This window comes from Microbacterium ulmi (assembly GCF_011759705.1).
Classification (GTDB): domain Bacteria; phylum Actinomycetota; class Actinomycetes; order Actinomycetales; family Microbacteriaceae; genus Microbacterium; species Microbacterium ulmi.
In genome coordinates this window covers 268107-291208 of the sequence record NZ_JAAOZF010000002.1, presented here as the reverse complement: position 1 = coordinate 291208, position 23102 = coordinate 268107, and the positions used below count along the sequence as shown (strand labels likewise).

Here is a 23102-nt window from a genome sequence, read left to right as displayed (position 1 = left end):
CCGCGGCGCACTCGCCCGCCACCCTCGGGAGACCACCGATGCGGCGGGCGCCGCTCTGCGCGATCGGCCCGTCCCGCGAGCGCGATCCGGCCCCTCCCGTAGACTCGATAGCTGTTCGATTCAGGAGGGTTCCATGCGCATCACGGGTCTCGGCCACGCCGGCATGTTCATCGAGACGCTCGGCGGCAGCATCCTGTGCGACCCCGTCATCGGGCCCACCTTCTTCGGCTCATGGTTCCCGTTCCCCGACAATCGCGGCCTCGACTGGGAGCGATTCGGCAAGGCCGACTTCCTCTACATCTCGCACAGGCATCGCGATCACTTCGACCCTGCGCTCATGCGCCGATACATCCCGAAGGGCATCACGGTCCTCCTGCCGGACTACCCGACGGACGACCTCGAGCAGGATCTGCTGAAGCTCGGCTACGACAACATCGTCTACACGCAGGCGGGGGTGCCCCTCGAGTTCGGCGACCTCACGCTCATGATCACGCCGCTGCGAGCCCCGTCGGACGGGCCCATCGGCGACTCCTCGCTGAGCGTCGACGACGGCACGGCGAGCATCCTCAACCAGAACGACTCGCACCCGCTCGACCTCGACAGGCTGATGGCCTTCTCGAAGCCCGACGCGTACTTCACGCAGGTCTCGGGCGCGATCTGGTGGCCGATGGTCTACGACCTTCCTCAGGACGCCAAGCAGAACTTCGCCAAGCTCAAGCGCGACGCGCAGAACAAGCGCGCCATGTACTACATCGAGAAGGTCGACGCCGAGCACGTCTTCCCCATGGCTGGCCCACCCATGTTCCTGCGCGACGAGCTCTTCAGGTACAACGGGTTCGGGCTCGAGAACGACGCGATCTTCACCGACCAGCGGCAGTTCCTCGCGCACATGGCGGAGCTCCGTCCCGAGCAGAAGGGCTACGAGTTCCTCCCCGGGACCGTGGTCGAGCTCGATCATGGTGAGCTCTCGGTCACGCAGACCCTCTACACGGATGCCGAGATCGAGCGGGTCTTCGAGGACAAGTGGGCCTATCTGGCCGAGCAGCGCGATTCCCGACAGGACGAGCTGCGCGCCGAGGAGGCATCCCGCGCCGCGATCCTGCCGCCGGACGAGATGCTCGCCGCCCTCAAGGAGTGGTGGGAGCCGCTGCTGCGCCGCGGCCGCATCTTCCGCGAGGGCGTCGGCGGGCCCGTGCGCATGACGATCGGCGACCTCGACCTGTGCGTCGACTTCCCGAGGGCCAAGGTGCGCGAGTACGCGGGGGAGGAGACCAGCTACTGGTTCACGATCCCCGCCGACCTCGTCTCGACCAACATCCGCGATCACGAGATCGACTGGTCGAACTCGATCTTCCTCTCGATGCAGTTCCAGGCGGGGCGGATCGGCAAGTTCAACGAGTTCATCTACACGTTCTTCAAGTGCCTCTCGCGCGATCGCATCGAGTATGTCGAGAACTGGTACGCCGAGCAGTCGGACGTCTCGGAGGACGTCCAGCTCGAGGACTGGGTCGTGCAGCGCAGGTGCCCGCATCTGCGCGCCGACCTGTCGAAGACCGGCAAGATCGAAGACGGCGTGCTCACCTGCTCGCTGCACGACTGGAAGTGGGACCTCGCCTCCGGTCGCTGCCTCACGACGCAGGGTCACCCCATCCGCGCACGCCAGGCGGAGGACGACCTGCACCGTTCTGCGGCGCAGCCGGCCGCGTAGCGTCGGGTTCCGCAGAAGGCCGGTGCGCCCCCGAGCCACCGGCCTTCTGCGTGCAGCGGGTCAGCTCGCGACGGCGACTGCCGCGCGTGCCGTGCGCCGGCCGACGCGCACCGCGACGTCGACGAGCGACGCCGCGACGACGGCCGCGAGGCCGGCGAGGATCGACCAGCTCAGCAGCTCGGTGTCGACCGGCATCGTCTGGCCGAGGACCGTGGCGACGATCGCGCCCACCGCCAGCAGCGGCATGAGCGCGAGCATGACGACCGTGAAGGGGCGCGACCCCGCGTGCGTGGCCCAGGCCCGTACGAGCGTCCACACGACCGCGATCGCCAGCAGCGGCAGCCAGATCGCGATGAACCACGACAGCAGGGCGGCCGCGACGGTGGCGAGGGCGCCGACCGCCGCGATGACGACCGTCGTCGTGTCGAGCTCACCCGTCGCGCGCACGTTGAGGCCCACGAGGACCGCCGTCGTCAGCAGGCACGCGAGCCCGATGACGGCCGACGACACGAGATAGGCCTCCTGCGTCCAGGGCACGACCATGCCGGTCTGCCCGTAGACGGCGACGACGATCGCCGCGATCCACGCGGCGGCCGCCGCGACCGACATGGCGGGGAGGTGGCGGGAGAGGAAAAGGGACATGAGGCTTCCTTTCGAAGGGACTTCGGTCAGGAGGGACGCCACGAGCGTCGGATCGCCCAGCCGCGCGAGCGCGCGCCGCTCGGCGACGTGCGGCTCGACGCCGAGCGCCTCGAAGCGCTCTCGGGCGGTGAGCAGGTGATCGCGCACTTCGTCGGCGAGGTCGTCGCGGTCGCGCCGCGAGCGCACCCGACGACGGAAGGACTCGACGTACTGATCGATCAAGCCGTCTGCGGCCACGGGTTCCTCCTGAGGACGGATTCGACGGCGTCGACGAACTCGCGCCATCCTGCGTGCTGCTCGACGAGCCGGGCAGCGCCTGTCTGTGTGAGCCGGTAGAGCTTCCGGCGGCGGCCGGACGCGTCCGACCATTCGTGCTCGAGCAGGCCCGCCCGCTCGAGCCGATGCAGCACGGGATAGACCGTGCCTTCCGCGAGATCGAACGACCCCTCGCTGCGATCGCGCAAGCGCTCGATGACCCCGTAGCCGTGGATGGGGCCCGCCGAGATGACGGCGAGCACCAGCAGGTCCAGGTGTCCCTTGAGCGATTCAGCGTTCATGCCTAGTGAGGCTAGGCCTCGTCACGCTAGGTGTCAAGCATCGTCGTCGGGATCGGCATCCGGGTCGCCGCCTGCTCGCCGCTCGACCGCCCGCAGCGCGATCGTCCCCGCGATGGGGGAGAGCACGAGCAGACTCGCCCACGTGAGCTTGGCCGCCGTCGTCCCGACGGAGAACGCGACGGGGATGGAGATCAGGAAGACGACGGGCGTCACGGCCGCACCGACGAGCTCCCACAGGTTCGATCGCGCGTCGGTGCTGCGTCGCTCCAGCCCCCGAGCGCGCCCGACCTGGTAGAACGCGGACTGGCACAGCGCCGCGAGCGCGATGTTGGCCGCGTACAGCGCAGTCGGCAGCGGGAGGTCGGCGGACGCGGGATCGCTCACGCCCTGCGTCGTGAACGCGATGAGCACGACGCTCGCCGCCGCCACGAGGTTCGCGACGACCGTGACCCCGTCGAGTCCGCGCAGTCTCCGCGTGAGGCGCACGTTGACCCGCCACAGCACGACGATCACGGTGAAGCTCAGGATGAAGCCGACCAGCTGAGTGCCGGCGCCCGAAGCGATCAGCGCGTCGAGCGACCGCCACGCCGATGCGGGGGGAGCGTCGACGTTCGAGATGAGCAGCGTCGCCGCGAATCCGTACACCGCGTCGAAGAACGAGACCTGGCGACCGAACACGAACGACGTCGTCGAGGCGAAGTCGCCGGCGCGATGAGCTCCACGCTTCCCGGCATCCGGCCCCGACGCGGACTCACCGCGATCGGTCATCTGCTCATGATCCCACTACGATGGAGTCACCACAGCAACCTTTAACCCCGTCCAGAGAGGCGGAGAAGGGAGCGGCGGATGAGCACGCGCACCGTGCTGCATGCGGCCGACATCGCCCGGGCCCTGACTCGGATCTCCCACGAGATCCTCGAGTCCAACAAGGGCCCCGAGGGTCTCGTCATCCTCGGCATCCCCACCCGCGGAGTCCCGCTCGCCGACCGCATCGCCGCGCTCGTCGGCGAGTTCGGCGGCGCGCCGGTCCCCGTCGGGTCGCTCGACGTGACGATGTACCGCGACGATCTGCACCGCAACCCGACACGCGCGCCCCGGCCCACGCAGATCCCCGCGGGCGGCATCGACGGCAAGACGGTCGTCCTCGTCGACGATGTGCTCTTCTCGGGCCGCAGCATCCGCGCCGCCCTCGACGCCCTGCAGGACATCGGTCGCCCGGCCGCCGTGCGGCTCGCGACGCTCGTCGACCGCGGCCACCGCGACCTCCCGATCCGTCCGGACTTCGTCGGCAGGAACCTCCCGAGCGCGCGGGACGAGCGCGTCAACGTGCGGCTCGCCGAGATCGACGGCATCGAGGAGGTGACGATCGAGTCATGAGGCACCTGCTCGACACCAAGACGCTCTCGCACGCAGACGCCCTCCGCATCCTCGACGTCGCGGAGGACATGGCAGGCACCCAGCAGCGCGAAGTCAAGAAGCTGCCGACGCTGCGCGGCAAGACCGTCGTCAACCTCTTCTTCGAGGACTCGACGCGCACCCGCATCTCGTTCGAGGCCGCCGCGAAGCGCCTCTCCGCCGACGTCATCAACTTCTCCGCGAAGGGCTCCAGCGTCTCGAAGGGCGAGTCGCTGCAGGACACCGCCCAGACGCTGCAGGCGATGGGGGCGGATGCCGTCGTCATCCGTCACGGCGCCTCAGGGGCACCCCGCACCCTCGCGACGAGCGGGTGGATCTCGGCCGGCGTCGTCAACGCGGGCGACGGCACCCACGAGCACCCCACGCAGGCGCTCCTCGACGCCTACACGATCCGCAAGCGCCGCTTCGGGCCCGACAGCCGCGGCCGCGACCTCGCAGGGGTGCGGGTGACGATCGTCGGCGACATCCTGCACTCGCGCGTCGCCCGCTCCAACGTGTGGCTGCTGCACACCCTGGGCGCCGAGGTGACGCTCGTCGCGCCCCCCACGCTCGTGCCGCAGGACGTCTCGCTCTGGCCCGCGCGCGTGCTCTTCGACCTCGACGAGGCGGTCGCCGCGGCACCGGACGCGCTCATGATGCTGCGCATCCAGCTGGAGCGCATGAATGCCGCGTATTTCCCCACTGAACGGGAATATTCGCGGCGCTGGGGACTCGACGCGGGGCGGCTTTCCAGCCTGGGGGCGGATAGCATTGTCATGCACCCCGGCCCCATGAACCGAGGACTGGAGATCTCGGCGGAGGCGGCCGACTCGGCACGATCCACTGTGCTCGAGCAGGTGACCAACGGCGTGTCGGTGCGAATGGCGGTGCTGTACCTGCTTCTCGCGGGCTCGGCCGGAGAGAGTGAGGACGGACGGTGAGCGAAGTCCTCCTGTTCCGGGGCGCGCGCCTGGAAGGCGGCGACGCCGCTGACCTGATCGTCGACGACGGCGTCATCGCCGAGATCGGGACGGGGCTCAGCCGAGCGGGCGCGACCGTCGTCGACGCCGACGGGCTCATCGCCCTGCCGGGTCTCGTCGACCTGCACACGCACCTGCGCGAGCCCGGGTACGAGGCATCCGAGACGATCCTCACCGGCTCGCGCGCGGCGGCCGCAGGCGGCTACACGACCGTCTTCGCGATGCCGAACACGTCGCCCGTCGCCGACACGGCTGGTGTCGTCGAGCAGGAGCTCGCCCTCGGCGAAGCCGCCGGCTACGTCACGGTGCAGCCGATCGGCGCCGTCACGGTCGGGCAGAAGGGCGAGCGCCTCGCCGAGCTCGGCGCGATGGCCGACTCCCGCGCCCGCGTCCGCGTCTTCAGCGACGACGGCTTCTGCGTGTGGGACCCGCTCATCATGCGCCGTGCGCTCGAGTACGTGAAGGCCTTCGACGGCGTGATCGCCCAGCACGCGCAGGACCCCCGGCTCACGGAGGGCGCACAGCTCAACGAGGGCTCCGTCTCGGCCGAGCTCGGCCTCGCCGGCTGGCCCGCCGTCGCGGAGGAGTCGATCATCGCGCGCGACGTCCTCCTCGCCGAGCATGTCGGCTCGCGCCTGCACGTGTGCCACCTCTCGACGGCGGGGTCGGTCGAGATCATCCGCTGGGCCAAGCGCCGCGGCGTGGACGTCACGGCCGAGGTGACGCCGCACCACCTGCTCCTCACGGACGAGCTCGCCCGCGGCTACGACCCCCGCTTCAAGGTCAACCCTCCGCTTCGGCGCGAGGAGGATGTGCTCGCCGTGCGCGAAGGGCTCGCGGACGGCACGATCGACATCGTCGCGACCGACCACGCACCGCACCCCGCCGAGGCGAAGTCGTGCGAGTGGCAGGCCGCCGCGAACGGCATGGTGGGCCTGGAGAGCGCGCTGCGCGTCGTGCAGGAGGCGATGATCGACACGGGCCTGCTCGTGTGGGCCGACGTCGCGCGCGTCATGTCGCGCACGCCTGCGCGGATCGGGCGGCTCGAGGGCCACGGGACGCACCTCCTCCCGGGGCAGCCCGCCTCGGTGACGCTCTACGACCCCGCACCCGTCCGCACGTTCACCGCCGGAGATCTGCGCGGCCGCAGCCTCAACTCGCCGTACGTCGGGCGGGAGCTCCCCGGCGAGGTCCGCTGGACGCTGAACGGCGGCATCCCGACCCTCGTCGACGGCGCCCTCCTCGAGCGGCCGGGGGTGCGCGCATGAGCCGCGAAGGCGCGCTGCTGCTGATCATCGGTGTGACGCTGGTGCTCATCGGACTGGGCGTGTGGGGATGGCGACGACGCACGAGGCGGGATGCCGCGCCCCTCGCGCCGTTCGGCGACCTGCCCGTCGAGGCGACCGTGCGCGCGACGTTCGACGGCTTCTACGTCGCGACGACGAAGCATGGCGAGCCGCTCGAGCGCGTCAACGCGCCGGGCCTCGGCTTCCGCTCCCGTGCGATCGTCACCGTGGCCGACATGGGCGTCGTGCTCGACCTCACCGGCCAGGACCGCATCGTGCTGACCACCGACCGCCTCGCCGACGTCGCGCTGTCCACCGTCGCGATCGACCGCGTCGTCGAGAAGGGCGGACTCGTCCGGCTCACCTGGCGCGCGCTCACGGGCGACCTCGTCGACACCTACCTCCGACCTCAGGATGCCTCGGCGAGGTCGCTCGCCGACGCCGTCCGCCCCCTCCTCTCGACCCCGACAGGATCCGACGCATGACATTCACCACCGATCCCGCCGTCCTCGTGCTCGAAGACGGCACCCGTCACGTCGGCCGCGCCTATGGAGCCCGCGGCACGACGCTCGGCGAAGTCGTCTTCACCACCGGCATGACCGGCTACCAGGAGACGCTCACCGACCCGTCGTACGCGGGGCAGATCGTCCTGCAGACCGCGCCGCACATCGGCAACACCGGCATGAACGACGAAGACCCGGAGTCGCGCCGCATCTGGGTCTCGGGCTACATCGTGCGCGACCCCTCGCGCGTCGTGTCGAACTGGCGCGCCGACGAGTCGCTCGACGACGCCCTCGTGACCGACGGCATCGTCGGCATCAGCGGCATCGACACGCGCGCCGTGACGCGGCACATCCGCTCCGCCGGCTCCATGCGCGGGGGGATCTTCTCGGGCGAGGCCGCGGGCCTGACCCCCGAGGAGCAGCTGCGCCTCGTCACGGACGCCCCGCAGATGGCCGGGCAGAACCTGTCCGCCGCCGTGTCGGTCGCCAGCGCCGAGGTCACGCCGGCACACGGGGGCGTCGAGAGGATCGGCAGTCTCGCGGTGCTCGACCTCGGTGTCAAGCAGCGCACGATCGACAATCTCGCAGCCCGCGGCTTCGACGTGCACGTCCTTCCGCAGGACGTCACGATCGACGGCATCCGTGCCATCGATCCGGTCGCCGTGTTCTACTCGAACGGCCCTGGCGACCCCGCGGCATCCGGCGACCACGTCGAGCTGCTGCGCGCCGTCCTCGACGACCGCCTGCCCTTCTTCGGCATCTGCTTCGGCAACCAGCTCCTCGGCCGGGCCCTCGGCCTCGGCACGTACAAGCTGCCCTTCGGCCACCGCGGCATCAACCAGCCCGTCCTCGACAAGGCGACGGGCCGCGTCGAGATCACGGCGCACAACCACGGGTTCGCCGTCGACGCGCCCATCGACGGGGAGTTCGACAGCCCCCACGGGTACGGCCGCGTCGAGGTGAGCCACGTGGGGCTCAACGACGACGTCGTCGAGGGTCTGCGCGCCCTCGACATCCCCGCGTTCTCGGTGCAGTACCACCCCGAGGCGGCCGCCGGGCCGCACGACGCCAACTACCTCTTCGACCGCTTCCGGGACCTCGTCGTCGCCGACCTGAAGGACAAGAATGCCTAAGCGCGACGACATCAAGAGCGTCCTGGTCATCGGCTCCGGCCCGATCGTGATCGGCCAGGCGTGCGAGTTCGACTACTCGGGCACGCAGGCCTGCCGCGTGCTGCGCGAGGAGGGCGTGCGCGTCATCCTCGTCAACTCCAACCCGGCCACGATCATGACCGACCCCGACTTCGCGGACGCGACCTACATCGAGCCGATCACCCCCGCCGTGATCGAGACGATCATCGCGAAGGAGAAGCCCGACGCGATCCTGCCGACTCTGGGCGGTCAGACGGCGCTCAACGCCGCGATGGCCCTTCACGAGCAGGGCATCCTCGAGAAGTACGGCGTCGAGCTCATCGGCGCGAAGGTCGACGCCATCCGCAAGGGAGAGGACCGTCAGGTCTTCAAGGAGCTCGTCATCGAGGCGGGGGCGGATGTCGCGGCCTCTCGCATCGCGCACACGATGGACGAGGTCCTCTCCGCCGCCGCCGAGCTCGGCTACCCGCTCGTCGTGCGTCCGTCGTTCACGATGGGCGGCCTCGGCTCCGGCTTCGCGTACGACGAGACCGATCTGCGCCGCATCGCCGGCGCGGGCCTGCACGACTCGCCCACGAACGAGGTGCTGCTGGAGGAGTCGATCCTCGGGTGGAAGGAGTACGAGCTCGAGCTCATGCGCGACACGGCCGACAACACGGTCGTCGTCTGCTCGATCGAGAACGTCGACCCCGTCGGCGTGCACACGGGCGACTCCATCACGGTCGCCCCGGCGCTGACCCTCACCGACCGCGAGTACCAGAAGCTCCGCGACATCGGCATCGACATCATCCGCGCCGTCGGCGTCGACACGGGCGGCTGCAACATCCAGTTCGCCGTCGACCCGGCGACGGGCCGCATCATCGTCATCGAGATGAACCCGCGCGTCTCGCGGTCCTCCGCCCTCGCGAGCAAGGCCACGGGCTTCCCGATCGCGAAGATCGCCGCGAAGCTCGCGATCGGCTACCGCCTCGACGAGATCCCGAACGACATCACGAAGGTGACGCCCGCGAGCTTCGAGCCGACGCTCGACTACGTCGTCGTCAAGGTGCCGCGGTTCAACTTCGAGAAGTTCCCCGCAGCCGACACGACGCTCACCACCACCATGAAGTCGGTCGGCGAGGCGATGGCGATCGGCCGCAACTATGCGACGGCGCTCCAGAAGGCTCTCCGCTCGCTCGAGAAGCGGGGATCGAGCTTCCACTGGGGCGACGAGCCCCGCTCGGTCGACGAGCTGCTCGAGATCGCCGCGACCCCGACCGACGGTCGCATCATCGTGCTGCAGCAGGCTCTGCGCAAGGGCGCGACGATCGAGCAGGCCTTCGAGGCCACCAAGATCGACCCGTGGTTCCTCGATCAGATCGTGCTCATCAACGAGGTCGCCGAGTTCGTCAGGACCGCCGACGAGCTGGATGCCGCGACCCTCCGCATCGCGAAGGAGCACGGGTTCAGCGACGCGCAGATCGCACAGCTGCGCGACGACTCCGAGGCGGCGGTGCGCGGCATCCGTCACGCACTCGGCCTGCGTCCCGTCTTCAAGACGGTCGACACGTGCGCGGGGGAGTTCCCCGCGCTCACGCCCTACCACTACTCGAGCTACGACCTCGAGACCGAGGTGACGCCGTCCGAGCGGACGAAGGTCGTCATCATCGGGTCGGGCCCCAACCGCATCGGCCAGGGCGTCGAGTTCGACTACTCGTGCGTGCACGCGTCGTTCGCGCTGTCGGATGCCGGCTTCGAGACCGTCATGGTCAACTGCAACCCCGAGACCGTGTCCACCGACTACGACACGAGCGACCGCCTGTACTTCGAGCCGCTGACGCTCGAGGACGTCCTCGAGGTCCTGCACGCGGAGAGCGCTTCGGGCCGGATCCTCGGCGTCATCTGCCAGCTCGGCGGCCAGACGCCGCTCGGGCTCGCGAAGGGCATCGAGGAGGCCGGGTACACGATCCTCGGCACGAGCCCCGCCGCCATCGACCTCGCGGAGGAGCGACAGCTCTTCAGCGAGATCCTCGACGCGGCGGGCCTGGTCGCCCCGCGTCACGGCACCGCGACCGACGAGGCGGGCGCCGTCGCCGTCGCGGAGGAGATCGGCTTCCCCGTGCTCGTGCGCCCGAGCTTCGTGCTCGGCGGGCGCGGCATGGAGATCGTGTACGACACCCCGAGCCTGCGCGACTACTTCGTCCGCACGGCGGGCGAGGTCGTCGTCGAGCCCGGCAAGCCGCTGCTGGTCGACCGGTTCCTGGACGACGCCGTGGAGATCGACGTCGACGCGCTGTTCGACGGCGACGAGCTCTACATCGGCGGCGTCATGGAGCACCTCGAGGAGGCCGGCATCCACTCGGGCGACTCGAGCTGCACGCTCCCGCCCATCTCGCTCGGCCGCACCGAGATCGACCGCGTCCGCATCGCGACGCGCGCGATCGCCGAAGGCGTCGGCGTGCGGGGCCTGCTCAACGTGCAGTTCGCCGTGAGCGCCGGCGTGCTGTACGTCATCGAGGCCAATCCCCGAGCGAGCCGCACGGTGCCGTTCGTGTCGAAGGCGCTCGGCATCCCGCTCGCGAAGGCCGCGTCGCGCATCATGGCGGGCGCGACGATCGCCGAGCTGAAGGCCGAGGGTCTCCTCCCCGAGCACGACGGCTCGCGCGTGCCGCTCGACGCGCCCGTCGCGGTCAAGGAGGCCGTCCTGCCCTTCAAGCGCTTCCGCACGAAGGAGGGCCACATGGTCGACTCCGTCCTGGGCCCCGAGATGCGCTCGACGGGCGAGGTCATGGGCATCGACCGCGACTTCCCGACGGCGTTCGCCAAGAGCCAGGAGGCCGCGTACGGCGGGATGCCGCTGTCCGGCACCGTGTTCATCTCGGTCGCCGACGACGACAAGCGCGCCGTCATCCTCCCTGCCCACCGCCTGCAGGAGCTGGGCTTCTCGATCCTCGCGACCGAGGGCACGGCCGAGATCCTCGCGCGCAACGGCATCCGCGTCGAGGTCGTCAACAAGTACTCGGCGACGCAGACGACGGGGGAGACGAACATCGTCGACCTCATCAACGCCGGCGAGGTCGACATGATCGTCAACACCCCGTCCGGGGGCATGGCACGCGCGGACGGCTACGAGATCCGCGCGGCCGCCGTCGCGGCCGACAAGGCGCTGTTCACGACGATGGCCGTGCTCGGGGCCGCCGTCAGCGCCCTTCCCGTGCTGCGCGAGGGCTTCGACGTCAAGAGCCTGCAGGAGTACGCCCTCGAGCGGACGGCACGGTCATGACGTCGTTCGGCGCCCGCCTGCGGGCCGCGCTCGACGCGCGCGGGCCCCTGTGCGTCGGCATAGACCCCCACGAGCGCCTGCTCGAGGAGTGGGGGATGGATGCCTCGGCCGCCGGCGTGCGCGAGTTCGGCCTGCGGGTCGTGGAGGCCGCCGCGGGGCGGGCCGGAGTCGTGAAGCCGCAGGTGTCGTTCTTCGAGCGCTGGGGCTCTGCGGGGTTCACGGCCCTCGAGGACGTGCTCGCCTCAGCCCGTGCGGCGGGCCTGCTCGTGATCGCCGATGCGAAGCGCGGAGACATCGGCACGACGATGGACGCGTACGCCCGCGCCTGGCTCACGCCCGGGTCTCCGCTGGAGGCGGACGCGCTCACGGTGAGCCCCTACCTCGGCGTCGGAACGCTCACCGAGACGTTCGCCTACGCCGTCGGCAACGGCAAGGGCGTGTTCGTGCTGGCCGCGACGAGCAACCCCGAGGGCGACGTCGTCCAGCGCGCCCTTCCCCGGGCCGGCGTCCTCGCGGGCGACTCGGCCCGCTCCGCCGGCACCGTCTCGAACCACGTCATCGACGAGGTGTCGTCGTGGAGCCGCGGATCCACGGGCGACGGGGACATCGCGTCGATCGGGTTCGTCATCGGCGCGACCGTCGACTGGGACGACTACGGTCTTCCTCGCGAGATCGTCCCGGCCGCGCCGATCCTCGCTCCCGGCTTCGGCGCGCAGGGCGCCGCGCCCGCCGATCTCCTGCGCCTCTTCGGCGGTCTCACCCCGAACGTCGTCGCGAGCGAGAGCCGCAGCATCCTGAGCGTGGGACCCCGGGCGCTGGCGGCTACCATCGATGCTCGTGCCGACGAATACAGGCGGGCCCGTGACTGACGCTCGCACCCCTCTCGATGAGGCTCCGCCCCACACCCCCGGCGCGCAGACGCGACCCCCCGATGTCGACCGCGTCGCGGCATCCCGTCGAGCCGTCGCCGCGCGCCGCGCCCGCGCCGCGCTGAAGAAGGATGTCGCCATGCGCGTCATCACCCCCCAGGAGCTGCTGCGGCGCGGACTCGCCGATCCCGAGGCGCCCGCGGGCGCGATGCGGGTCACGGAGTTCCTCACGAGCATTCCCGCGATCGGCGAGGGCAAGCGCGACCGCATCCTCGCACAGCTCGGGATCTCGCCGGTCAAGCGCCTCGGCGGTCTCGGCACGCGGCAGCGCGCAGCGCTGCAGGACTACCTCGACGAGCGCTGGCCCGAGCTCGCCCCCCGCGGCGGCCGCAGCAGGCTCGTCGTGCTCGCGGGGCCCACGGCGGTGGGCAAGGGCACGGTCGCGGGGTACATCAGAGACCACCACCCCGAGATCCACCTCTCCGTCTCTGCCACGACGCGCGCGCCTCGCCCCGGCGAGGTCGACGGCGAGCACTACTTCTTCGTCGACGACGACGAGTTCGACAGGCTCGTCCACGACGGCGAGCTGCTCGAGCACGCGACGGTGCACAACCGGCATCGCTACGGCACGCCGCGCGCGCCGATCGAGAAGGCGCTGTCGGAGGGCAGGACGGTGCTCCTCGAGATCGATCTGCAGGGCGCCCGTCAGGTTCGGGATGCCGAGCCCTCCGCGACGCTCGTCTTCCTCCTGCCGCCCAGCTGGGACGAGCTCGTGCACCGGCTCGTCGGCCGCGGCACGGAGGGTCCGGAGGAGCGGGCGCGACGCCTGCGCACGGCCAAGGTGGAGCTGGCCGCCCAGAACGAGTTCGACTTCCGCGTCGTGAACGACGACGTCGAACGAGCGGCGGAAGAGGTCGTCGCTCTGACGCGATGACCCGCACGTGCCAGAGTGGAGGGCATGCGCTCGAGCCGGCCGATCCCCTCAAGCCCCTGGCCGCACGACATGGTCATCGAGGTGCAGGATGCCGCGCACCCGCTGCTGGAGCTCCTCTGGGTGCGGGAGGCGTGGGCGCTGAGCCCCGGTGACGGCGATGCGCCGCCGCTGCTCGCCGTCAGCCCTCGTCGGGAGCCGGATGCCGAGGCGGCACCGGAGGCGTGGTCGCGCGAGTGGCTCGCGATCTGGACCGCCGCGGTCGCCCATGCGGCCGCGCCCGTCGATCGCGACCTCTTCCCGGCGCTGCAGCGCACGGCCGACGGCTCGCCGGAGCGTCGCGAACTGCTCGGCCGCATGATCGGGCCGACGTGGCGCGACCGGTTCGGCGACGACGCGCTCACCGACGGCTGGTCGGCGTGGAACGCCCGTCGCTCCGAGGAGCAGGTCGGCCGCATGCGCGCCGTGCGGGGCCTGGAGGAGCAGCCCGAGCGGATCGCGCTCGACGCGCTCGTCCCGGCGTGGCGCGCGGGCCTCACGAAGATCGTCACGATCCCGTGCGCGGGGGAGCACACGAGGGTCATCGGAGCCCACGCGCTGCTCGTCGCCGACGCGACGAGAGCGGACCCCGATCGATACCGCGCGGCGCTGGCGCGGTTCGCCTGAACGCGCGGGCCCCGGCATCCGGAAGTCTCGCGGTAGAATGATCGGATGCGTCTGCGCGCGCACTCCGCGCCGCACCCCGACATCCGTCCGATTGAGGAGATTCCGCCATGGCAGGAACCAACCAGGGCATCATCGAGCCCCCCATCGACAGCCTGCTCGAGAAGGTCGACTCGAAGTACCAGCTGGTCATCTACGCATCCAAGCGCGCGCGCCAGATCAACGACTACTACTCGGACCTGCACGAGGGGAACCTCTTCGACAACGTCGGCCCGCTCGTCGACTCGACGGTCGAGGACAAGCCCCTCACGATCGCGATGCACGAGATCCACGAGGACAAGCTCCGACTGCGCCACGTCGAGTAGTCGCCCCTCCCACGGCCGGCCCGCCGTCGGATGACGCCACGAGGCGTCGCCCGCAGCGGTGTCGGCCGTTGTGGGCATACTGGACCGCGCCATCCCCACCTCCACCGTCTTCGATCGGGAGCCCCGATGACCGAGCTGCGTCTGTTCACGTCCGAGTCCGTCACGGAAGGGCACCCCGACAAGATCTGCGACCAGATCTCGGACTCGATCCTCGACGCGATCCTGGCCGAGGACCCCGACGGGCGCGTCGCGGTCGAGACGCTCGTCACGACGGGTCTCGTCCACGTCGCCGGCGAGGTGTCGACGAGCGCCTACGTCGAGATCCCCGCGATCGTGCGCGGTGTCGTCAACCGCATCGGGTACACCTCGAGCGAGACGGGCTTCGACGGCAACTCGTGCGGCGTCAGCGTGTCGATCGGCGCCCAGTCGTCCGACATCGCCGCGGGCGTCGACAAGGCGTTCGAGCGCCGCGAGGACGGTTCCGAAGACCCGCACGACTTCCAGGGCGCCGGCGACCAGGGCATCATGTTCGGCTACGCGACGAACGAGACGCCTCAGCTCATGCCGATGGCGGCATGGACGGCGCACCGCATGGCCGAGCGCCTCGCCGACGTCCGCCGGTCGGGCCAGCTGCCGTTCCTCCGCCCCGACGGCAAGACGCAGGTGACGCTCGGCTACGACGGCCAGACCCCCAAGACCGTCCAGGCCGTCGTGCTGTCGACGCAGCACAACGACGACATCGATCTCTCCGACCTCCGCGCGGCCGTCCGGGAGATCGTCATCGATCCCGTGCTCGAGTCGACGGGCCTCGACCTGCCCGACGTCACGTACTACGTCAACCCCGCAGGCAAGTTCGTCATCGGCGGACCCAAGGGCGACGCGGGTCTGACGGGCCGCAAGATCATCATCGACACGTACGGCGGCGCATCGCGCCACGGAGGCGGCGCCTTCAGCGGCAAAGACCCGTCGAAGGTCGACCGGTCTGCGGCGTACGCGATGCGCTGGGTCGCGAAGAACGCGGTCGCCGCGGGCCTGGCCGACCGGCTCGAGGTGCAGGTGGCGTATGCGATCGGCAAGGCCAAGCCCGTCGGCCTGTACGTCGAGTCGTTCGGCACGGGCGTCGTGTCGGACGAGGTCATCGCGAGAGCGATCCGCGACGTGTTCGACCTGCGCCCCAAGGCCATCATCGGCGAGCTCGACCTCCTGCGGCCCATCTACGCGCAGACGGCCGCGTACGGCCACTTCGGGCGCGAGCTGCCCGACTTCACGTGGGAGCGCACCGACCGCGTCGACGACCTCCGCGCGGCCGCCGGGCTCTGACCGTGCCCGCGGGCGTGCGCCGAGGCCGCGCATGACCGCGCGGCGCGTCGCGCGAGTGCTCATCGACTCGCCGCTGCCCCAGCTCGACCGGCTCTTCGACTACGCGATCCCGCCCAAGCTCGAAGCCGACGCGATCCCGGGCGTCCGCGTCCGCGTCCCCCTGCGCACGGCGGGCCGTGTCGTCGACGGCTTCCTCGTCGAGCTGGGCGAGTCCGAGCCGACTCCTCGGCCGCTGTCCGAGCTCGAGTCCGTCGTCTCGCCGGTGGCCGTGCTCCCCGCGCGGCTCTACGCGCTCGCGCGGCGCGTCGCCGATCGCGCGGCCGGCTCGGCATCCGATGTCCTGCGGCTCGTGATCCCCAAGCGGATGGTCCGGGCCGAGAAGGCGGTGCTCGCGGCGGGAGCGCCCGCCGTCGCGACCGTCGAAGCCGAGTCGGCGGCCTGGGCGAGCGCCGTGATCGGCGCCTTCCCGGGCCTTGCCGACGCGATGACGGCAGGCGAGCGACTCGCGCTGGACGCGCCGCCGCACCCCGTCGCCCTCGCGGACGGCACGACGGTCGGCGGGTGGGCGGAGCTGCTCGCGGCAGCAGCCGTCCGCACGCTGGCGGCGGGGCGCAGCGCCGTCGTCGTCGTCCCCGACCATCGCGATCAGGACCAGCTGGCAGCGGCTCTCGCGGGGCGCGTGCCCGACGGCGCGCTCGTGCGCGACGATGCGCGGCAGTCGTCGCCTGCGCGGTATGCCGGCTATCTCCGTGTGCTCTCGGATGAGCCGTGCGTCGTGATCGGAAATCGCTCGGCCGTCTACGCCCCCGCCCACGACGTCGGGCTCCTCGTCGTGTGGGACGACGGCGATCCCCTTCTCGCCGAGCCGCTGAGCCCCGGGGTGCACGCGCGCGACGCCGCCCTCGTCCGCCAGGAGCTCGACGGGTGCGCTCTGCTGTTCGCGGGGCACACGCGCACGACCGACGTCGAGCGCCTCGTCTCGCTGAGCTGGCTGCGCGACGTCCCAGCCGGGCGGCGTGCGTCCCCGCGCGTCGTGCTCAGCGCGACGAGGGAGGGCGAGTCCCGCGGCTCGCGCGTGCCGTCCGCCGCCTTCGCGGCGGCGCGCGAGGCGCTGCGCGACGGCCCGGTGCTCGTGCAGGTCGCGCGTCCCGGGTATGCGCCCGCGCTCGTGTGCGCGGACTGCCGGCGCCCCGCGCGGTGCCTCCACTGCGCAGGACCGCTGCATGCGGCACGGCCGGGGGCGGTGCCCGAGTGCGGGTGGTGCGGACGCGCGGCGACCGCGTGGACGTGTCCGCACTGCGCCTCGACGCGTGTGCGGATGGCGTCCTCGGGCAGCGAGCGCACCGCCGACGAGCTCGGCCGCGCCTTTCCCGGCGTCCGTGTCGTCGTCGCCGACGGCGATCACCCCGTCCTGCGCGTCGACGCGCGACCGGCGCTCGTCGTCGCGACGCGCGGCGCCGAGCCGATCGCCGAGGGCGGCTACCGCGCCGTCATCCTGCTCGACGGCGACCGGATGCTGCAGTCCGAGGACCTGCGCATCGCCGAGTCGTGCCTGCGGTGGTGGTCCAACGCGGCGGCGCTCGCGGCATCCGGCGCCCCCGTGCACCTCGTGGGCGTCGCGGGAGCCGTCGCGCGCGCTCTCGCCACGTGGACCCACCCCGCGTACGCCCGCGCGGAGCTCGCCCAGCGCGCTCCGCTGCGGATGCCGCCCGCAGTCCGGGTCGCGTCCGTGGACGGCAGCACGGCCGCCGTCTCCGCTGCTCTCGACGCCGTGCGCGGCGCCGTGCCCGCGCTCGACGACGAGTCCGTCCTCGGCCCCGTGCCGTCGGGCGATGGTGCGTCGCGCGCCCTCATCCGCTTCGACTACGCGCAGGGCGCTCGGGTCGCGGCATCCCTTCGCGCGGCGGTCGTGAGCGAAGCGCTCCGCACGCGCCGTCCTGCCAAGGGCAGACCTCCCGGCCCGCGCAATACACTCAGAGTGCGGGTCGACGTGCCCGATCTCGACCTCTGACACGGATTCGCGAGGAGCCCATGCGCATCGTCTTCGCCGGGACTCCCGAGGCGGCCGTGCCGTCGTTGCGGCGGCTCGCGGCATCCCGTCACGACCTCGCCGCCGTCGTCACCCGCACGGACGCGCCGCTCGGGCGCAAGCGCGTCCTGACGCCGTCTCCCGTCGCGCTGGCGGCCGCCGAGCTCGGCATCGAGACCGTCAAGGCCGATCGCCTCGACGACGCGGCGACGGCGCGCATCACGGGGTTCGAGCCGGAGCTCGGCGTCATCGTCGCCTACGGCGGCCTCGTCCGCGAGCCTCTCCTGTCCGCCCCCGCGCACGGCTGGATCAATCTGCACTTCTCGCTCCTGCCGCGCTGGCGGGGCGCCGCTCCCGTGCAGCGCGCCCTCATGGCGGGGGATGCCGTCACCGGCGCGGCCGTCTTCCAGCTCGTGCCCGAGCTCGACGCCGGCGACGTCTTCGGCGTGCTGCGCCACGAGATCGACCCCGCCGCGACGGCGGGCGACCTGCTCGCGGAGCTCGCAGACTCCGGCGCCGGGCTTCTCGCCTGCGTCGTGGACGCGATCGCCGACGGAACGGCCGTCGCCGCCCCGCAGGAGGGCGAGGTCACGATCGCACCGAAGCTCACGCTCGACGACGGGCTCATCCGATGGGAAGAGCCGCGGGAGGGCGTCCTCGCGCGCCTTCGCGGCGTCACGCCCGAGCCCGGCGCCCATACGACGCTCGACGGCTCGCGCCTCAAGGTGCTCGCCGCGACCGCGGCCCCTGCCGGCGCCCCTCGACTCGCCGCGGGGGCCCTCGCGGCGCACGGCAGGGCGGTTCTGGCCGGCACCGGATCCGACCCGATCGAGCTCGTGGCGGTCCAGCCCGCGGGCAGGGGCGCGATGGCGGCCGGCGACTGGTGGCGCGGCGCGCGTCTCGTCGACCCTGTGGCGGGCCGATGAGCGCCGCGGAGTCCCGGCGCGTCGCCTACGAGGTCGTGCGCGCCGTCCACGAGTCGGACGCGTATGCCAACCTGCTGCTGCCTCGCGCCCTCGAGCGCGCGCGACTCGCGACGGCGGATGCCGCGCTCGCGACCGAGCTGACGTACGGGACGCTGCGCCGCCAGGGCACGTACGACGCGGTCATCGCGATCGCCGCAGACCGCCCCACGCACGACATCGACCCCGCCGCGCTCGACGCGCTCCGTCTCGGCGTCCACCAGCTCCTCTCGACGCGCGTCGCGTCGCACGCAGCGGTCAACGAGTCGGTCGAGCTGGCCCGCGAGGGCGCGGGCCGCGGAGCCGCCGGATTCGTCAACGCCGTCCTGCGACGCGTGTCCCGCGACACGCCCGGCGACTGGATGGCCCAGGTCGAAGACCGCGCGCGCTCCGACGACGAACGGCTGGGCCTCGTGCTCTCGCACCCCGTGTGGATCGTGCGCGCCTTCCGACGGGCGCTCGCCGCCGAGGGCCGCGCGCACGAGCTGGAGGCGCTCCTGACGGCCGACAACGCGTCGCCCAAGGTGACGATGGCGGCGCTGCCCGGTCTCGCGGACGTGCCCCCCGACGTCCGCCGGACGCCGTACTCGCCGTTCGGGTTCCGGCTCGCGGGCGGGGATCCCGACGAGACCGTGCGCGGATCGGACGGCCGTGTGCGCGTTCAGGACGAGGGATCGCAGCTCGCGGCGCTCGCGCTCACCCGTGCCGAGCCCGTCCGTGCGGGGGAGCGCTGGCTCGACCTGTGCGCGGGTCCGGGCGGCAAGACCGCGATCCTCGCCGCCGAGGCCCTCGCGGGCGGCGCGACGCTCGAGGCGAACGAGATCTCCCCGGCTCGGGCAGGACTCGTGCGGGCTGCCGTCGCGGGCGTGCCGCTCGAGGTCTCCGTGTCGGAGCTGGACGGCCGCGTCCGCGCCTCGGAGTCGCCCGCGACGTACGACCGGATCCTCGTCGATGCGCCCTGCACGGGACTCGGCGCCCTCCGTCGCCGCCCCGAGGCCCGGTGGCGGAAGGCGCCGTCCGACGTGCCCGAGCTGTCGGCGCTGCAGCGCGATCTGCTCGAGGCCGCGATCGTCGCCCTCAAGCCGGGCGGCATCGTCGCCTACGTGACCTGCTCGCCGCACCTCGCCGAGACAGCGGGCGTCGTCGCCGAGATCCGGCGCGAGTTCGGCGAGGCCGTCGAAGAGCTCGACGCGCGCGCCGTGCTCCGGGGCCTCTCGGTGTCGGCCCCCGAGCTGCCCGACCAGGTCGACGGATCGGGACGCGCGCAGCTGTGGCCCCACCGCCACAACACGGACGCGATGTCGATCTCGCTCCTGCGGAGGGTCTGACACCCGAAGGTCTCCGTCATGAGCAGCGCGGGGTCGGCCCAGTCCCAGTAGGGGATCACGACGCCGCGCACACAGCCCTGCACCTTCTGCTCGACGTGGTGGAGGAAGCAGCGGTGCCCGCTCAGGAAGCCGCCTCACGACGACTGTGGGGAGAGAGGTCCCCGCTCGCGATCTGATAGGGATGCCGGTGCACGACGTGGCCACGGTCACTGTTCGTAGCGGACCGACGCCAGGTACTGCCCGGTGTTCCCCACGAAGCCTTCGTCGTTGATGCCGAGGAACAGCTCCCCGTCGGCGTCGCACACGGTGTCCAGCGCCGAGCCGACCACGAACGCGGTCCCGAACTCGCCGATGCGGGCGATGAGCGCGGCGTGGTTCGCGTCGGAGATCACGTTCGTGTCGAGACGTTCGCCCGGCATCCCGTCCGGTCCGGACGTCCGATCGACGGTCGGCCCGTGCTGCACTGTTCCGCTCGCGCGGATGAGCAGCGGCGCTCCCGTCCGGCATTCGATCCCCGTCTGCTTCCACAGCTGGGCCCCCGGCACCTCGACCACGGTCGTCGCGATCGCGGGAGTCGGCGGCGTCGACGCTGCGGGAGGGGTCGTCTCGGTGCTCTGGTCGTCGCCTGCCTGCTGCAGCCACATCGACACCGCGAACGCCGCCGCGGCCAGCACGCCGATCGCCAGAACGGCGACCACCGCCCATCGCCGACCTCGCGAGACGCGCGTCCGCGGCGGATCCGGCGCATCGGCGTGGGCCGGCGCGCGGTCGAGATCGTCGTCCTCAGCGGCGGAAGCCTCAGCCCTGCCGTCCTCCTTCGCCGCCGGAGCAGGCGGCTCGTCGGGGACGGCATCCGCATCGGCCGTCCGCGGGACCTCACCCGCATCCCGCTGCGCCTGCGCCCGCACGGGCTCTGACGGCGCGGCCGGCTGCGGCCGCTCGGCAGCCGAGGCCCTCGCCTCGAACAGGCGCGTGTCCTCGCCGCGGAGGCACAGCACGGGCGTCACCCACTCGAGCGTGTCGCGGCCCATCCCGAGGATCGCGATCCTTCCGCTGCGCGTGGCGTCGTCGATCGTGCGACCGTGCGCGAGCGCGCCGTAGAAGCCGCGGGCGAACGCGAGGGCCGCATCGTCTGTGATCGAGAACTGCATCGCGACGACGGCATCGACGCCGTTGCGCACGAGCGCGGAAGCCGTGCCCGAGTACAGCTCGGTGAACCCCGTCGCACCGGACAGGCACGAGTTGAGCACGACGAGGCGCGGCGCCGGCTCGGCCTCCGCGATGAGGTCCGCGAGCGAGTCGGCTCCGACCCAGTCGGTGCGTCCTCCGGAGGCGCTGAAGGCGAGCTCGCCCTGATCGGTCTCGACGTCATACCGGCTGTGTCCGATGAAGTGCAGGACGTGCCACTCGCCGGCGAGCAGGGACGTGTGCAGACTCTCCCACGTGACGTCCTCGAGCCATTCGAGCTGAACGAGTCCGGCCTGCGTCTGAGCGGCGAGCGCGTCCTCGAGGCGCGCCCGCTCGCCCTCTGCGTCGATCGGATCCAGCCGGCGGGGGGACGACACCATCGCGAGGATCCTCAGCGGCAGCGTGCGCTGCGGAGGCAGGAGCGAGTCGGGGGAGGGGATCTGGCGGATCAGCGAGTCCTTGCGACAGACATAGGCGTGATTCGTCCGGTCGTAGAGGGTCTCCCACGGAAGGGCCGCGAGCCTCGGGTCGGTGAGGCGCAGCCGCAGCTGCACCGTCTCACCCCGCGACAGGGCGACCGCGCGACTCGTGCGATACGCCGCCTCGACATCATCGCGGAACAGCCCGTCGAACAGCTCGGTCCCGATGCGCTGGATATCCGACTCGCCCGGAGTGAGAACCCGCCGCGCCACGACAGAGGACGCGAGCACCGTCTCCTCGAGCGATCGGAGGCGGCCGAGCAGAGCGTCGACGTCGACCTCGAAGACGCCGCGCCCGCCGCCGGTCCCGGCCGACCGAAGCACCCGGACGATCCAGGCGCCGGGGACGTCCCCGCCGCCGACTTCGAGTTCCACCACCGCTGCCATGGAGACCTCCGAGGGTTCGTCGAAGAAGAGGCGTCTGGCGTCCGTCTCGATACATCGACGGCCCGTCGGATCGCCCGCCCATAATGGGAGTCGTGTCTGACAGCAGCGGCATCCGCATCAATCCGAGCATCCTGGCGGCCGACTTCGTGAACATGCGGGCCGAGCTCGCACGCATCGCGACGGCCGACTTCGTGCACGTCGACGTCATGGACAACCACTTCGTGCCCAACCTCACCTTCGGCCCGCAGATGGTCGAGCGCATCCAGGCGACGAGCCCCGTGCCCCTCGACGTGCACCTCATGATCGACGACCCCGACCGCTGGGCGCCCGGCTACGCCGAGCTCGGCGCGGCATCCGTCACCTTCCACCTCGAGGCCGCTGCCGATCCCGTCGCGCTCGCGCGCACGCTTCGGGGGATCGGCGCGCGCGCGGGCGTCGCCGTCAAGCCGGCCACGGGCGTCGAGCCGCTCTTCGACGTGCTCGACGAGTTCGACCAGATCCTCGTCATGACGGTCGAGCCGGGGTTCGGCGGTCAGTCGTTCATGGCCGACATGATGCCCAAGCTCCGGCTCCTCTCGGACGAGGCCCGGCGCCGCGGGTCCGGGGTCTGGCTGCAGGTCGACGGCGGCATCGCGCCCGGCACCATCGAGCAGGCCGCCGAGGCGGGCGCCGACACCTTCGTGGCGGGGTCTGCCGTCTTCGGCGCGGACGATCCGGATGCCGCGATCGCGGCTCTGCGGGCCTCCGCGCACTCCCATCGGCGCTGACGGCGCACCGCGGCGTCCCCCCTGTTCGGTAACCTTGGACGGTGAAGACGTTCGACGCCCTGTTCGCTGAGCTCACCGCGAAGGCGGTGGAGCGCCCCGAAGGGTCCCGCACCGTCTCCGAGCTCGACGCCGGCGTGCACGCCATCGGCAAGAAGATCGTCGAAGAGGCGGCAGAGGTCTGGATGGCCGCAGAGTACGAGCCGACGGATGCCGCAGCCGAGGAGATCTCACAGCTGCTGTACCACCTCCAGGTGCTGATGCTCGCGAAGGGCCTCACGCTCGAGGACGTCTACCGACATCTCTGAGCGTCCGCCCGACATCCGCTCCGAC

At 71.6% G+C, this 23102-nt stretch carries 20 protein-coding genes and 2 pseudogenes; 17 read left to right on the top strand and 5 right to left on the bottom strand.

Features of this window, described 5'->3' with window-relative positions:
* Positions 1–133 precede the first annotated feature (133 nt).
* The gene (locus FHS08_RS14020) at positions 134–1708 is read left to right on the top strand and encodes a Rieske 2Fe-2S domain-containing protein (protein WP_167040430.1); all 1575 of its coding nucleotides are present in this window, start codon (positions 134–136) and stop codon (positions 1706–1708) included.
* A 60-nt stretch (positions 1709–1768) separates the two neighbouring features.
* Here the strand turns inward: FHS08_RS14020 and FHS08_RS14015 are convergent, their stop codons facing one another.
* From FHS08_RS14015 to FHS08_RS14005, 3 genes are read right to left on the bottom strand one after another with little or no spacing between them, the layout of a single operon-like run.
* The gene (locus FHS08_RS14015) at positions 1769–2587 is read right to left on the bottom strand and encodes a permease prefix domain 1-containing protein (RefSeq protein WP_167040428.1); all 819 of its coding nucleotides are present in this window, start codon (positions 2585–2587) and stop codon (positions 1769–1771) included.
* Positions 2569–2907, bottom strand: coding sequence for a PadR family transcriptional regulator (locus tag FHS08_RS14010; protein WP_167040426.1), 339 nt, complete (start codon positions 2905–2907; stop codon positions 2569–2571). The genes FHS08_RS14015 and FHS08_RS14010 overlap by 19 nt, the downstream gene beginning before the upstream one ends.
* Positions 2908–2940: 33 nt before the next feature.
* Positions 2941–3675: a TMEM175 family protein gene (locus tag FHS08_RS14005; protein WP_167040424.1), complete on the bottom strand. Its 735-nt coding sequence runs from the start codon at positions 3673–3675 to the stop codon at positions 2941–2943.
* A gap of 75 nt (positions 3676–3750) precedes the next feature.
* Here FHS08_RS14005 and pyrR point away from each other — a divergent pair.
* From pyrR to FHS08_RS13935, 14 genes and pseudogenes are all read left to right on the top strand, one after another.
* Positions 3751–4284: pseudogene (gene pyrR / locus FHS08_RS14000) on the top strand (bifunctional pyr operon transcriptional regulator/uracil phosphoribosyltransferase PyrR); the annotation flags it as partial.
* The gene (locus tag FHS08_RS13995; protein WP_167040420.1) at positions 4281–5243 is read left to right on the top strand and encodes an aspartate carbamoyltransferase catalytic subunit; all 963 of its coding nucleotides are present in this window, start codon (positions 4281–4283) and stop codon (positions 5241–5243) included. The pseudogene pyrR and the gene FHS08_RS13995, both read left to right, overlap by 4 nt.
* Positions 5240–6550: a dihydroorotase gene (locus tag FHS08_RS13990; RefSeq protein ID WP_167040418.1), complete on the top strand. Its 1311-nt coding sequence runs from the start codon at positions 5240–5242 to the stop codon at positions 6548–6550. The genes FHS08_RS13995 and FHS08_RS13990 overlap by 4 nt, the downstream gene beginning before the upstream one ends.
* Complete coding sequence (locus FHS08_RS13985) at positions 6547–7053, top strand: PH-like domain-containing protein (protein WP_167040416.1); 507 nt, start codon at positions 6547–6549, stop codon at positions 7051–7053. Before FHS08_RS13990 ends, FHS08_RS13985 begins: the two co-directional genes overlap by 4 nt.
* A complete protein-coding gene (gene carA, locus FHS08_RS13980; RefSeq protein ID WP_167040414.1) occupies positions 7050–8204 on the top strand; it encodes a glutamine-hydrolyzing carbamoyl-phosphate synthase small subunit in 1155 nt (384 codons plus the stop codon). The genes FHS08_RS13985 and carA overlap by 4 nt, the downstream gene beginning before the upstream one ends.
* Positions 8197–11484 (top strand): carbamoyl-phosphate synthase large subunit, encoded by a 3288-nt coding sequence (gene carB, locus FHS08_RS13975; protein ID WP_167040412.1) that lies wholly within the window; start codon positions 8197–8199, stop codon positions 11482–11484. Before carA ends, carB begins: the two co-directional genes overlap by 8 nt.
* Complete coding sequence (pyrF, locus tag FHS08_RS13970; RefSeq protein ID WP_167040410.1) at positions 11481–12353, top strand: orotidine-5'-phosphate decarboxylase; 873 nt, start codon at positions 11481–11483, stop codon at positions 12351–12353. The genes carB and pyrF overlap by 4 nt, the downstream gene beginning before the upstream one ends.
* Entirely contained in the window at positions 12346–13287 is a 942-nt protein-coding gene (gene gmk / locus FHS08_RS13965; RefSeq protein WP_341800427.1) for a guanylate kinase, read from the top strand. Before pyrF ends, gmk begins: the two co-directional genes overlap by 8 nt.
* Before the next feature lie 24 nt (positions 13288–13311).
* Positions 13312–13950: a hypothetical protein gene (locus FHS08_RS13960; protein WP_167040406.1), complete on the top strand. Its 639-nt coding sequence runs from the start codon at positions 13312–13314 to the stop codon at positions 13948–13950.
* A 107-nt stretch (positions 13951–14057) separates the two neighbouring features.
* Positions 14058–14312 carry a DNA-directed RNA polymerase subunit omega gene (rpoZ, locus tag FHS08_RS13955; protein WP_167040403.1) on the top strand — a complete coding sequence of 85 codons (255 nt, stop codon included), beginning with the start codon at positions 14058–14060 and terminating at the stop codon, positions 14310–14312.
* A 126-nt stretch (positions 14313–14438) separates the two neighbouring features.
* Positions 14439–15632, top strand: coding sequence for a methionine adenosyltransferase (gene metK, locus FHS08_RS13950; RefSeq protein ID WP_167040401.1), 1194 nt, complete (start codon positions 14439–14441; stop codon positions 15630–15632).
* 31 nt (positions 15633–15663) lie between these two features.
* Positions 15664–17643 (top strand): primosomal protein N' family DNA-binding protein, encoded by a 1980-nt coding sequence (locus tag FHS08_RS13945; protein WP_167040398.1) that lies wholly within the window; start codon positions 15664–15666, stop codon positions 17641–17643.
* Positions 17644–17663: 20 nt separating this feature from the next.
* A complete protein-coding gene (locus FHS08_RS13940; RefSeq protein ID WP_167040396.1) occupies positions 17664–18587 on the top strand; it encodes a methionyl-tRNA formyltransferase in 924 nt (307 codons plus the stop codon).
* Entirely contained in the window at positions 18584–19951 is a 1368-nt protein-coding gene (locus FHS08_RS13935; protein ID WP_167040394.1) for an RsmB/NOP family class I SAM-dependent RNA methyltransferase, read from the top strand. The genes FHS08_RS13940 and FHS08_RS13935 overlap by 4 nt, the downstream gene beginning before the upstream one ends.
* Here FHS08_RS13935 and FHS08_RS17345 read toward each other — a convergent pair.
* Together FHS08_RS17345 and FHS08_RS13925 are read right to left on the bottom strand one after the other, a co-directional pair.
* Positions 19879–20034 (bottom strand): annotated as a pseudogene (locus FHS08_RS17345) (hypothetical protein); the annotation flags it as partial. The gene FHS08_RS13935 and the pseudogene FHS08_RS17345 sit on opposite strands and share 73 nt — an antisense overlap.
* 123 nt (positions 20035–20157) lie before the next feature.
* On the bottom strand, positions 20158–22005 hold the full coding sequence (locus FHS08_RS13925) for a CHAT domain-containing protein (protein ID WP_167040392.1): 1848 nt from the start codon (positions 22003–22005) through the stop codon (positions 20158–20160).
* Between the two features lie 83 nt (positions 22006–22088).
* On the opposite strand from FHS08_RS13925, the gene rpe reads away from it, so the two are divergent.
* Positions 22089–22772 carry a ribulose-phosphate 3-epimerase gene (gene rpe, locus FHS08_RS13920; protein ID WP_167040390.1) on the top strand — a complete coding sequence of 228 codons (684 nt, stop codon included), beginning with the start codon at positions 22089–22091 and terminating at the stop codon, positions 22770–22772.
* 41 nt (positions 22773–22813) lie between these two features.
* Positions 22814–23077, top strand: coding sequence for a phosphoribosyl-ATP diphosphatase (locus FHS08_RS13915; RefSeq protein WP_167040388.1), 264 nt, complete (start codon positions 22814–22816; stop codon positions 23075–23077).
* The last annotated feature ends 25 nt before the right edge of the window (positions 23078–23102 follow it).

Excerpts from the sequence above, each read along its gene's own strand:
- FHS08_RS14020 (WP_167040430.1), top strand. The coding sequence starts at position 134 with ATGCGCATCACGGGTCTCGGCCACGCCGGCATGTTCATCGAGACGCTC.
- FHS08_RS14010 (WP_167040426.1), bottom strand. The coding sequence starts at position 2,907 with ATGAACGCTGAATCGCTCAAGGGACACCTGGACCTGCTGGTGCTCGCC.
- FHS08_RS14005 (WP_167040424.1), bottom strand. The coding sequence starts at position 3,675 with ATGACCGATCGCGGTGAGTCCGCGTCGGGGCCGGATGCCGGGAAGCGT.
- FHS08_RS13995 (WP_167040420.1), top strand. The coding sequence starts at position 4,281 with ATGAGGCACCTGCTCGACACCAAGACGCTCTCGCACGCAGACGCCCTC.
- FHS08_RS13985 (WP_167040416.1), top strand. The coding sequence starts at position 6,547 with ATGAGCCGCGAAGGCGCGCTGCTGCTGATCATCGGTGTGACGCTGGTG.
- carA (WP_167040414.1), top strand. The coding sequence starts at position 7,050 with ATGACATTCACCACCGATCCCGCCGTCCTCGTGCTCGAAGACGGCACC.
- carB (WP_167040412.1), top strand. The coding sequence starts at position 8,197 with ATGCCTAAGCGCGACGACATCAAGAGCGTCCTGGTCATCGGCTCCGGC.
- pyrF (WP_167040410.1), top strand. The coding sequence starts at position 11,481 with ATGACGTCGTTCGGCGCCCGCCTGCGGGCCGCGCTCGACGCGCGCGGG.
- FHS08_RS13960 (WP_167040406.1), top strand. The coding sequence starts at position 13,312 with ATGCGCTCGAGCCGGCCGATCCCCTCAAGCCCCTGGCCGCACGACATG.
- rpoZ (WP_167040403.1), top strand. The coding sequence starts at position 14,058 with ATGGCAGGAACCAACCAGGGCATCATCGAGCCCCCCATCGACAGCCTG.
- metK (WP_167040401.1), top strand. The coding sequence starts at position 14,439 with ATGACCGAGCTGCGTCTGTTCACGTCCGAGTCCGTCACGGAAGGGCAC.
- FHS08_RS13945 (WP_167040398.1), top strand. The coding sequence starts at position 15,664 with ATGACCGCGCGGCGCGTCGCGCGAGTGCTCATCGACTCGCCGCTGCCC.
- FHS08_RS13940 (WP_167040396.1), top strand. The coding sequence starts at position 17,664 with ATGCGCATCGTCTTCGCCGGGACTCCCGAGGCGGCCGTGCCGTCGTTG.
- FHS08_RS13935 (WP_167040394.1), top strand. The coding sequence starts at position 18,584 with ATGAGCGCCGCGGAGTCCCGGCGCGTCGCCTACGAGGTCGTGCGCGCC.
- FHS08_RS13925 (WP_167040392.1), bottom strand. The coding sequence starts at position 22,005 with ATGGCAGCGGTGGTGGAACTCGAAGTCGGCGGCGGGGACGTCCCCGGC.
- rpe (WP_167040390.1), top strand. The coding sequence starts at position 22,089 with ATGGGAGTCGTGTCTGACAGCAGCGGCATCCGCATCAATCCGAGCATC.